General features: G+C 47.5%; 10 protein-coding genes. All 10 read left to right on the forward strand.

Features of this window, described 5'->3' with window-relative positions:
* A partial coding sequence (locus Q0314_RS05670; RefSeq protein WP_298057422.1) for a formate dehydrogenase subunit alpha occupies positions 1-1,359 on the forward strand: 1,359 nt, incomplete at its 5' end.
* A 10-nt stretch (positions 1,360-1,369) separates the two neighbouring features.
* A complete protein-coding gene (gene fdh3B, locus Q0314_RS05675; protein WP_298057424.1) occupies positions 1,370-1,930 on the forward strand; it encodes a formate dehydrogenase FDH3 subunit beta in 561 nt (186 codons plus the stop codon).
* 201 nt (positions 1,931-2,131) lie between these two features.
* On the forward strand, positions 2,132-4,096 hold the full coding sequence (locus Q0314_RS05680) for an FTR1 family protein (RefSeq protein WP_298057426.1): 1,965 nt from the start codon (positions 2,132-2,134) through the stop codon (positions 4,094-4,096).
* 74 nt (positions 4,097-4,170) lie between these two features.
* Positions 4,171-4,692, forward strand: coding sequence for an iron transporter (locus Q0314_RS05685; RefSeq protein ID WP_298057428.1), 522 nt, complete (start codon positions 4,171-4,173; stop codon positions 4,690-4,692).
* 66 nt (positions 4,693-4,758) lie between these two features.
* Positions 4,759-6,126 (forward strand): Fe-S-containing protein, encoded by a 1,368-nt coding sequence (locus Q0314_RS05690; RefSeq protein WP_298057430.1) that lies wholly within the window; start codon positions 4,759-4,761, stop codon positions 6,124-6,126.
* Positions 6,123-7,403, forward strand: a complete 1,281-nt coding sequence (locus Q0314_RS05695) for an ABC transporter permease (protein ID WP_298057432.1) — start codon at positions 6,123-6,125, stop codon at positions 7,401-7,403. Before Q0314_RS05690 ends, Q0314_RS05695 begins: the two co-directional genes overlap by 4 nt.
* Positions 7,390-8,529 (forward strand): FtsX-like permease family protein, encoded by a 1,140-nt coding sequence (locus Q0314_RS05700; protein ID WP_298057434.1) that lies wholly within the window; start codon positions 7,390-7,392, stop codon positions 8,527-8,529. Before Q0314_RS05695 ends, Q0314_RS05700 begins: the two co-directional genes overlap by 14 nt.
* Before the next feature lies 1 nt (position 8,530).
* Positions 8,531-9,268 carry an ABC transporter ATP-binding protein gene (locus Q0314_RS05705; RefSeq protein ID WP_298057436.1) on the forward strand — a complete coding sequence of 246 codons (738 nt, stop codon included), beginning with the start codon at positions 8,531-8,533 and terminating at the stop codon, positions 9,266-9,268.
* Positions 9,269-9,281: 13 nt separating this feature from the next.
* Positions 9,282-9,779, forward strand: coding sequence for a TlpA disulfide reductase family protein (locus Q0314_RS05710; protein ID WP_298057438.1), 498 nt, complete (start codon positions 9,282-9,284; stop codon positions 9,777-9,779).
* Positions 9,780-9,888: 109 nt separating this feature from the next.
* On the forward strand, positions 9,889-10,482 hold the full coding sequence (locus tag Q0314_RS05715) for a hypothetical protein (RefSeq protein WP_298057440.1): 594 nt from the start codon (positions 9,889-9,891) through the stop codon (positions 10,480-10,482).
* Positions 10,483-10,603: the final 121 nt, after the last annotated feature.

The raw sequence follows: 10,603 nt of genomic DNA on the forward strand, positions 1-10,603 counted from the left end.
CTTCCGGTGGCTACTGCGTTTGAAAACGAAGGACACATAAGCTCGACTAACCGCTCTGGCCAATGGAGAACAAAAGTCGTTGAGCCGCTTTACGAGAGTAAGGCCGACCACGAGGTCATGTTCTTATTTGCTAAAAAATTCGGCTTTTACGACGAGTACGTAAAAGGCATGAAGATGGCGACCGTAAACAACGAGCCAAAACAAGTTAAAGACGACTTCGTATGGCCTGACGACGCTACAAACGAGATAGCTCGCATGGGTAAATCTATCGGCTACACCGGTAGAACGGCCGAGATGTTTAGAAGACATCAGGCTAACTGGCAAAATTTCGACCCTGACACGCTAATGGGTATCGGCGGCGACGTAAAAGGCGAATACTACGGTAAGCCTTGGCCGGCATGGGACGAAAAACACCCTGGTACACCGATACTTTATGATATGAGCAAGTCTTACGCAGAGGGCGGTTGCGGATTTAGAAATCGTTTCGGCTTAGAGCATAACGGCGTTAGTCAGCTAGCTAGCGAGGATACGACTTTGGTAGGATCGGACGTAAAAGGCGGCTATCCGCAAATTACCAAAGAAAATATTGAAAAAGTCCTAGGCATAACCTTAACCGAAGAAGAAAAAAGACTGATGGGGGCTACTTGGAGTACGGATCACAGCGGACTTATCCTAGAAAAATGCCGCGAAAAAGGCGTAGTGCCGTTTGGTAACGCAAGGGCAAGAATGATCGTTTGGGAATTCCTAGATCCGATCCCTAAACACCGCGAGCCTATCCACTCTCCGCGCTGGGATTTGGTACAAAAATACCCGACTTTCGACGATCAGGCTAGAAACTTCCGCGTCGAGACGAAATATAAATCCGAGCAGCAAGCAAAAGACTGGAGCAAGGAATTCCCTATCGTATTTAGCACATTGCGCCTAGTAAACCTAAGCGGTGCTGGTATGATCGAGCGAACGAGCAAGTATCTAGCGGCGATCACGCCTGAGATGTTTGCTAACGTCCACCCTGAGCTTGCGCTAAAATACGGTATCCAAGACCGCGATATGATGTGGATCCACTCTCCGCAAGGCACTAAGATCAAGGTTCGTTGCTATCATACTCAGATGGTTACGCCGGATAGAATTTGTATGCCGTATAACTTTGCGGGCGTTATGCAAGGCGTGAGCCTAGAAGACCGCTATCCTGAGGGCACTAAGCCTTATACGATCGGCGAGAGCTTCAATACCGTAACAAACTACGGCTTTGACCCGGTTACTCAAATTTCGGAATTTAACGCCGGACTTTGCAGGATAGAAAAAGCTGACGGAGAGGGCTTTAACACCTTCTTCCACGAATACGGCGAAAATAGAGTCTAAGGAGTAAGAGATGGCAAGAATGAAATTTTTCGTAGATACCAACAGATGTATCAGCTGCTTTGGATGCCAGGTTGCTTGCTCTTCGGCTCACGAGCTCCCGGTGGGGCTCTACCGCCGCAAGGTCATCACGCTAAACGACGGTATAGAGGGTAAGGAAGTATCGACCACAATAGCCTGCCAACACTGCACCGACGCTCCTTGCGAGCAGGTGTGCCCGGTTGATTGTTTTTACATCAGAGCCGACGGTATCGTGCTTCACGATAAAAACAAATGCATCGGTTGCGGATACTGCCTATATGCGTGTCCGTTCGGCGCGCCGCAGTTTCCTAGAGACGGGGCGTTTGGCATCAAAGGCGCTATGGATAAGTGCACAATGTGCGCCGGAGGCCCTGAGGAGACGAACTCTCACGAGGAGCTTCATATGTACGGGCAAAACCGCATCTCAGAGGGCAAAGTCCCTATGTGTGCCGCCGTTTGCGCCACCAACGCGCTACTAGTAGGCGACGCCGCAGACGTGTCAAACGTATATCGCAAACGCGTTATGCTAAGACAAGCGGGCGCTACTATCTAACTCAAATTCGGGGGCGACTCGCTCCCGAATTTTCTTTCAAATTTTACCTCTTAAATTTACCCAAATTTCAAAGTCAGATCAATCTAATAATCAAAAAATATAGCTTGTTGATAAGATTGATACTTGATAGCCGTTTTTATTTTCGCTAAAGTTTTGAAATGGTAAAATGGCTGCGTAAAACATATTTTATCGGAGTTTTTTATGAGCAAATTTTTAAAATTTATACTCGCGCTTTTTATCCCTTTTATGCTAAATGCAGCCGATACCGACTACGGCCCTGAGATACAGAGCATAAAAGATTCGTTCGTAAGCATTATGCAGCAGTATAAAGAGGGCAAGATCGACGAGGCAAAAACCGCCACGCAAAATGCGTATTTTGGGCATTTCGAAAACATCGAAGCGGCGATCAGGGTAAATTTGGGGCAGAAAAAAGCCTACTCGATGGAGTCTAAATTCGGCAAAATCCGCAAAGCCATCATCGCTAAAAAATCCGTAGAAGAGATACAAGCGATAATGGACGAGCTAAACAAAGAGATGGATGAGGTTTTGCCTGTCATAAACACCGGTCACAAGCTAGTTGGCGAGTACTCCGATCCTAAAAACGCGGACGCCGCACAGACCGCTAAGGCTACTGAGGCTAGCCAAACTACGGCACAGCCCGCAAGTAGCGCCGCTATCGAACCGCACTGGCAGGTGGTTTATAACGACATAAAAACAGCCCTTAGCGCTGCCGCAGCAGCCTACGAAAAGGGCGACAAAGACGCCGCAAAGCAGCAGATAAGCAATAAAGCCAAATTTGAGCTTTACCGCAACACGAAGCTGGAAGAGGCCATTCGTAGATTTATAAACGGCGGTCAGAGTATCGACGGCGATATCCAAAAGCGAATGGGCTCGGCGATAATCGCGATAAACAACGATGTAGCCGCCGACGTACTAAAGTCAAATTTGAACGAGCTTGACGCGCTGATATACGAAAACGTAGCCAAGCTGCCTATAGAGTCTGGTTCGCTAGCTACTAACGTGGTTTTACCTGATAACGCCGAGGATGACGCGGCTACTGATTTTGCGCCCGTCGTTGCTAACATAAAGGCAAAAATCGCAGACTCGATCAAACTTTACGCCGCAAAAGACGTAGATAAAGCTATGAGCGATGCGCAGGATATTTACTTCGACGAGTTCGAAGGTAGCGGCATGGAAAACAAAGTAGGCGCGATAGACGTAGGCCTAAAAACTAAGATAGAAGGAAATTTCGGCGAAGTAGTCGCACTGATGAAGGCGGGTGTGAGCGTCGAGAGACTCCAGCAAGCAGCCGATAATCTGGGCGCAAATTTAGACGCCGCGCTAGAAAAAACAAGCGGCAGCAGCTCCCCTTGGGCGCTATTTGTTTACGCGCTTACTATCATACTTCGCGAGGGATTTGAGGCGCTCATCATCGTAGCGGCCGTCGTGGCGTATCTACTAAAAACCGGCAACGAAAAGCGCATGAGTATCGTTTACAGCTCGCTTGCCGTAGCGGTCGTGTTAAGCTTTGTTATGGCGTGGATTATGAATTTGATTTTTGCCGGCGCTGCAGGTCAAAAAAGAGAGGTGATGGAGGGCGCGGTGATGCTTATTGCCGTAGGACTGCTCTTTTACGTCGGTTTTTGGTTGCTCTCAAACGCAGGCGCAAAAAAATGGAGCAAATATATCCAAAGCCACGTCAGCGAGTCGATATCTGCAGGATCTGCTAAGGCGCTTTGGTGGACGGTGTTTTTAGCTGTTTTTAGAGAGGGTGCGGAGACCGTGCTTTTCTATCAGGCGCTGATTTTTGACGCTAAAGATAGCGCGGGCTACTCGATGATCGCGCTGGGATTTATAGTGGGGCTAGTCATCTTGCTCGTCACTTACTACGTGTTTAAAATTTTTGCTATAAAAATCCCGATCAAGCCGTTTTTCTTGTTCACTTCGGCGATCATTTTTTATATGTCGATCGTGTTTGTGGGCAAGGGGCTTATGGAGTTTGTCGAGGGTAAAATTTTCGTTCCGACCAAGATCGAAGGCTTCCCAACTATCGAGTGGCTGGGTATTTATCCGTATTACGAGAGCTTAGTACCGCAGACTATCATGGTAGCGGCGCTAATCATCGGCGTGATCATAATGAAAAAAAAGCAAGCCAAAGAGGCTTAAATTTGACGTTTCTAGCTTTCGCGGGTTGCCGCGAAGCTTAAAATAAATTTACAAACTAATCTAAAGGAGAAAACATGAACAAATTTGTTAAAACAGCTTTGGCATTTAGCCTTGCTGCTTCAGTAGCCTTAGCAGGCGAGTTTCCTATCGGCGATCCGGTAGAGATCAACGGTATGGAGATAGCTGCGGTTTATCTAGAGCCGATCGACATGGAGCCAAAGGGTATCGACCTAGCTCCTAGTAAAGCAGACATCCACCTAGAGGCCGACATCCACGCTATCGAGGGAAATAAAAACGGCTTTGCAGCCGGTGAGTGGATCCCTTATCTAAAAGTTAATTACGAGCTAAAAAACCTAGATAACGGCAAAGTTAAAAAAGGTACGTTTATGCCTATGGTCGCTCAAGACGGCCCTCACTACGGCGCTAACCTAAAAATGGATGCCGGCGTGGGCAACTACGAGCTAAAATTTCATATAGAAAATCCTGAAAAACAAGGCTTCGGTCGCCATGCGGACAAAGAAACGGGCGTAGGTAAATGGTTTGAGCCGTTCACCACGACTTATAAATTCCAATACACAGGCGCGCCTGCTAAATAGTTCGGGCTTAGAGCGGCTAAGTCCGCTCTAAATTTTATTCAAAATTCTCAAATTTTAGGGCTGATCATGTCTATATATTTCGTCCAAGTTATCTCATCGTTACTAGGATTTGTCTTTTTTGCAGCGTTAAACAACGACAAAAAGAGCCTAAAGGCGCTGTTTTTACCCTCGGTTTTGGGTATCGCAGTGGGCATAGTCGTTTTTAAGATCGCTAGACTCACGCTTCACGACGCCGGGGTGAAAATGGTGTTTGACGCGGCTACTTTGGTGTTTTTGCTAGTTAGCGCGCTTTGGATTTTTATCAAATTTAATCCTGCAAAGATGATAACGTTTTTCGCTCTCGGTGCGGGCTACGGCCTAACCTACGCTCACGCGGGCGCGAATTTTCCGGTATTTGCCGGCGAGCTACTCGATACGCAGTCTATCATCAGCCTATTTTTGATGATATTTGCGTTTTTGCTTTTGCTGATTTTGTTTTTCGTAGTTTCAAATTTAAAAGAGTGTCTCTGCAAGCACGTCTTATGGACGTTTTCGCTTCTTTCGCTTGCGGTTTTGATAGTGCAGGCTATTTCAAACACGGGGCTTGAGTTTATGCGAGCGGGCATGATACCTACGTATCCGTGGGCGCTCTCGCTCGTGGCTAAGGGCATTTATTATACGACGTTTGCGCAGTATTTTTTCATCTTTTTAGTTTTGGTTTTGGCGGTTATAAATTTCAAAAAACGCCCGGCTCCGCTCGTAAAATCAGTCGTGGGCTCGAACAAATTTAGATTTAACAACGCGGCTAGAAATTTCATGGCGGCAAACTCCAAAAGCAGCATAACTATCGTCGTCACGGCCCTTATTTTCGGGCTTTACTACGACCTGCACGCGTCTAAGCCGCCTGAGATCTCAGACCCTATCATTGTTGAGCCCGTAAATAACGAGTTTAAATTTGACGTGGCAGAGCTAGCCGACAACGAACTTCACCGCTACGCCTACATAAACGACGAGGGCAGGGAGATAAGGTTTTTCCTCTTAAACCGCTTCGCCGACCGCGCTTCGCCGACCATCGTCTTTGACGCATGCGCGATATGTGGCGATATGGGTTATATCAAAAAGGATACCGATCTCATCTGCATCTCGTGCAATGTACGCATTTTCTTGCCATCAGTTGGCAAAGAGGGCGGCTGCAACCCGATACCTATGCCTTTTGAATTTGACGGCAAATTCGTAACCGTAACGCTTGATACCATCCAAAGCGGTGCAAACTACTTCTCAAAAGTCGTCGAAAAAATGGTGCTAGATCCGGTAAGCCGCAAAAAAGTAAGCAACATCGGCTCGAAATCTTATTTATACTACAACAGGACGTATTTCTTTGAAAACGAAAAAACTCAGGCGGAATTTGAAGCCAACCCTGAAAAATACGTCGATATAAACGGGACTTTAAAATGAAAAATATGCAACTAAGGCTTATAAAAAGCTCGATCACCGGCTCAAAGGTGCAAAAAGGTATGGCCTTTATCACCATACTTTTGGCGACGGTTTTGATCGCTTGTATGCTAAATATCACGCTAAAAATCGGCGATCAGATCGCTAGTGAGCTGCGAGGCTACGGCTCAAACATCGTCGTCTTGCCAAAGGGCGAAGCGCTAGCTATCGAGATCGAGGGTAAAAACTTCACCCCACTAAAATCTCAAAACTACCTAAACGAAGAGGATTTGCATAAGGTAAAGGAAATTTTTTGGCGAAATAACATCGTGGCGTTTGCGCCGTTTTTAAACGGCGAGGTAAAGGACGCTAACGGCGAGAAATACCAAATCACGGGCACTTGGTTTGATAAATTTGCAAACGTGGCCGACGAGCCGGAGTTTAAAACGGGCGTAAAAACGTTATTTGGCTTTTGGGCGGTTGAGGGCAAATGGATAGAGGACGACGATACGCAAAACGTGCTCGTAGGCGAAAATTTAGCCGCGAAGCGAAATTTGAGCGTTGGCGGCGAGCTAAATTTAAACGGACGTAACGTAAAAATCGCAGGCGTGCTAAAAGGAGCCGGCGAAGAGAGCTATAAGATCGTAACCTCGCTAAAGCTAGCTCAGGAGCTCCTAAATAAGCCCGGACAGTACTCAAAAGCCGAGGTTTCGGCGATGACGATCCCGGAAAACGACCTCTCCGTAAAAGCTAGGCGAAATTTAGACAACCTAGATAGCGCCGAATACGATATGTGGTACTGCTCGGCCTATGTTAGCTCCATAGCCTATCAGATCGAGGAGAACTACGCGGGCGTCGCGGCAAAAGCGATGATGCAGGTAAGCGACGCTGAGAGTAATATCGTAAAAAAAATCCAAAGCCTAATGGGTATCGTTAGTGTTATCGCGCTTGCGGTCTCCTCTATCGGCATTACATCGCTGATGACTAGCGAAATTTACAGGCGTAAAAAAGAGATCGGCCTGCTAAAAGCCATAGGCGCGAGCAACTTTGAAATTTACGCTCTTTTTGCGAGCGAAAGCCTAGTCGTGGCGTTTTTCGCGGGCATTTTGGGAGCGTTTTTGGGTTACGCGCTAAGCTACATAATCGCTTACAGTATCTTTGGTTACGGCATCGGCATAGCGTGGATCGTGCTTCCGCTTAGTATCGCTTTTGCGCTTCTTATCTCGATCGCGGGCTCGCTCGTGCCGATGAGAAGCGTCGTTAAACTCTTGCCTGCGGAGGTGCTATATGATCGCAAATAAGGGCTTTTTTTATAACGTTATCTTTAAAAGCCTGCGCTTTGGCGCGGCTAGAGTGGGCGTCATCATCGTCTCTATCCTGCTTGGCGCGTGCGTGACGGCGGCCTTTGTAAACGTATATCTTGATATCGACTCAAAAGTAACGAAGGAGCTAAAAAGCTACGGCGCAAACGTGGTTTTTGCTCCCGCAGACCCGGTTAGCGACGAGGTAAACGAGGCTAAATTTAACGAAAAGATCGCCAAAATCCCAAGCGACAAGCTAATCGGACAGAGCGGATATCTTTTCACGCAGGTAAACATAGGTCCAACGACCGCGATCGCTATGGGCGTCAAATTTAGCGACCTAACTCGGGTTAAGCCGTTTTTGGAAGTCAAAGAAGGGCAGGGCATAACGCTTGATTTTGACGAGAGAAACGCACTAATCGGCACCGATCTAGCCAAACAAAGCGGATTTAAGGTTGGCGACACGATTGAAGTAAGGCAAATCGGCGCGAATGCGGGCGAAAAAGTAAAGATCCGCGGCATCGTGCAAGACGGCGACAAAGAGGACTCGCTACTCATCATCTCGCTGCCTCTAGCGCAAAAGATAGCAAACGAGCCAAATACGCTAAACTACGCCGAAGCCGTAGTGACGGGCAAATTTGACTACATCAGCGAGCTTGGCAAGAGCCTTAGCGACGAGCAAATTTCGGTTAAACCCGTGGCTAAAATTTCAAAATCAGAGGGCCTAATTTTGGATAAGATTAAGCTTTTAATGGCGCTTGTTAGCTTTGTCATCTTGCTCATCACTTCAATGTGCGTAAACACGACGCTAAGCGCGATTTTGTTCTCGCGCTCAAAGGAGATCGCGCTGCTTAGAGCGCTGGGAGCCAGCAAGAAAAACGTGTTAAATTTGTTCGGCGTCGAGACTTTCGTCACGGCTTTTGCGGCGGCTTTTGCGGGCGCGATTTTAGGCTACGGTTTGGCGCAAATTTTAGGCTACGCGATTTTTGATTCGAGCATCGATTTTAGATTTATGAGTATACCGATAGCGATGGTTATCTCGCTCGTTTTTGCGGGCGTGGCCTCGATCTATCCGATCAAACGGGCGCTAGAAAATAAGATGGCCGATATTTTAAGAGGAGAATAATATGCAGTACGCGATAAGATTAAACGGGATAGAGAAAAGATTCGGCGAAGTAAGAGCGCTAGAGAGCATTACCTTTGACGTAAACGCCGGCGAGTGGGTCAGCATAATGGGTCCAAGCGGTAGCGGCAAAAGTACGCTGGTAAATATACTCTCGCTGATGGATGAGCCAACCGCAGGCACGTACATGCTAGGCGGAGACGACGCTAGCAGGCTTAGCGACGAGGAGACGCTCAAATTTCGCCGCGAAAAGATCGGGCTGATATTTCAGCAGTTTCACCTCATCCCCTACCTAAACTGCGTCGAAAACGTGATGATAGCGCAGTACTATCACAGCAGCGTGGACGAAGAGGACGCTAAAAAGGCGCTCGAGCGCGTTGGACTGGGACATAGGCTAGATCACCGTCCGAGCCAGCTTAGCGGCGGCGAGCAGCAGCGTTTGTGCATCGCGCGTTCTCTCATCAACGATCCTGATATCTTGATAGCCGACGAGCCTACGGGAAACCTCGATGAAGCAAACGAGCGCGTAGTTTTGGAGCTGTTTCAAAAGCTGCGAAGCGAGGGCAAAACGATCCTTCTCATCACGCACAACCCTGATCTTGGGCAGTTTGGCGACAAGATCGTCTATCTAAGGCACGGCAAGATGGAAAATATCCACTACGTGAGCGACGGCGAGCGTGCGGAGGCATGCGAGAGGCTAGCAAGCGAGCCAAAGGGTCAAAGCGCCTTTGCGACGGTTTAAATTTGGGAGAGTTATGATAAAAAAATATATATTTTTAGTTTTTGCGGCGGTGATGATCGCGGGCTGCGGAAATAGCGGCTTTGATAAACACCACATTAGCCTAAACTCGCCAAAGGGCGTCGATACGCACTATTTTCCCGAGGGCAGGCGGCTTAAAACGGACGGCAAGCCCTATATGCTCTTTTTCTTCGGCACTTCTTGCGGCGCCTGCGTAGCGCAAGCTCCGATCGTAAATGAAATTTACTCCGAATTTAAGGACAAATTCGGCGTTTACGGGATATTTGGACCGAGCCTTGGCTTTGATAAAGATATCGACATGGTTAGGCAGCACCATATCGGCTACGACGTGATTAGCGATAAGGTTTCGGTTGATTATTTCAGCAAAGCAGTCGGCGGCGTGATGGGCGTGCCCGCGATATTCGTCTTTGACGGCGAGGGCAATCTCAAAAAGCGCTTCATCGGCCTCACGCCCAAAGCCACTCTAGAAAACGAGATCAAGCTGGTGTTATAAATTTACTCAAACGTAAAGATTTAGTAGTAAAATACGCTTAAATTTGATCCTAAATTTGACCCGTCTGCGTTAAATTTGCGGCGGTCAAATTTGAGCGAGGAGACCCGAAATGAAACTAAAAATTTTCTCTATTTTGCTATTTGCGATTTTTTTCGTAGGCTGCGGCGAACCCCGCACGCCCGAGCTTTACGCTAGAAGCACGGTGCCTATTTTTATCACTAACGGCGACATAAAAAAAGCCTCGCGCAGCGTCTATGTTTACTTTAAAAACTCCTGCGGCTACGCAAACACGCTAGAAAACACCGTGCGAAACAAGCTACTGCAAAACGGCTTTACGCAAAGCATGGATCAAAAGAGCGCCGATATCGTGATAATGGGCGATTTTGCGAGCTTACAACGCCTTGAGCGACGTGAACGCCCGCGTGCGTATATGAGCATGGGTTATGGTTTCGGTAGTTACGGATACAGGCGTAGCATGGGCTTTGGCATGCTTTTTGGCGATCCGTTTGACGATGATTTTTACGACAGGACGGATTATTATCTTTATAGAGCCTATATCAGCGTGATGATCCGCGCAAACGGCAGCGAGCAAAGGACAAATCTCGAGATCGAAAGCGGCCAGAATCTTTATTCGCCAAGTTATATAATCCCATACATAGAAGAAAAGGCAGCGACGCAGATACTCGGTTTTTTCTATCCTTAACGGCTTGTCTCGTGAGCGCTTTTGAGAGAGATTTTTGCTTTGTTGTACTCGCAACTGCAAGCAGAGGTCTAGCCTTGACTTAAAATTTCTGCACAACTCTCAAAATCATCTCACGATACTT

This window comes from uncultured Campylobacter sp. (genome assembly GCF_938040115.1).
Taxonomy (GTDB): Bacteria; Campylobacterota; Campylobacteria; order Campylobacterales; family Campylobacteraceae; genus Campylobacter_A.

Excerpts from the sequence above, each read along its gene's own strand:
- fdh3B (WP_298057424.1), top strand. The coding sequence starts at position 1,370 with ATGGCAAGAATGAAATTTTTCGTAGATACCAACAGATGTATCAGCTGC.
- Q0314_RS05680 (WP_298057426.1), top strand. The coding sequence starts at position 2,132 with ATGAGCAAATTTTTAAAATTTATACTCGCGCTTTTTATCCCTTTTATG.
- Q0314_RS05685 (WP_298057428.1), top strand. The coding sequence starts at position 4,171 with ATGAACAAATTTGTTAAAACAGCTTTGGCATTTAGCCTTGCTGCTTCA.
- Q0314_RS05690 (WP_298057430.1), top strand. The coding sequence starts at position 4,759 with ATGTCTATATATTTCGTCCAAGTTATCTCATCGTTACTAGGATTTGTC.
- Q0314_RS05695 (WP_298057432.1), top strand. The coding sequence starts at position 6,123 with ATGAAAAATATGCAACTAAGGCTTATAAAAAGCTCGATCACCGGCTCA.
- Q0314_RS05700 (WP_298057434.1), top strand. The coding sequence starts at position 7,390 with ATGATCGCAAATAAGGGCTTTTTTTATAACGTTATCTTTAAAAGCCTG.
- Q0314_RS05705 (WP_298057436.1), top strand. The coding sequence starts at position 8,531 with ATGCAGTACGCGATAAGATTAAACGGGATAGAGAAAAGATTCGGCGAA.
- Q0314_RS05710 (WP_298057438.1), top strand. The coding sequence starts at position 9,282 with ATGATAAAAAAATATATATTTTTAGTTTTTGCGGCGGTGATGATCGCG.
- Q0314_RS05715 (WP_298057440.1), top strand. The coding sequence starts at position 9,889 with ATGAAACTAAAAATTTTCTCTATTTTGCTATTTGCGATTTTTTTCGTA.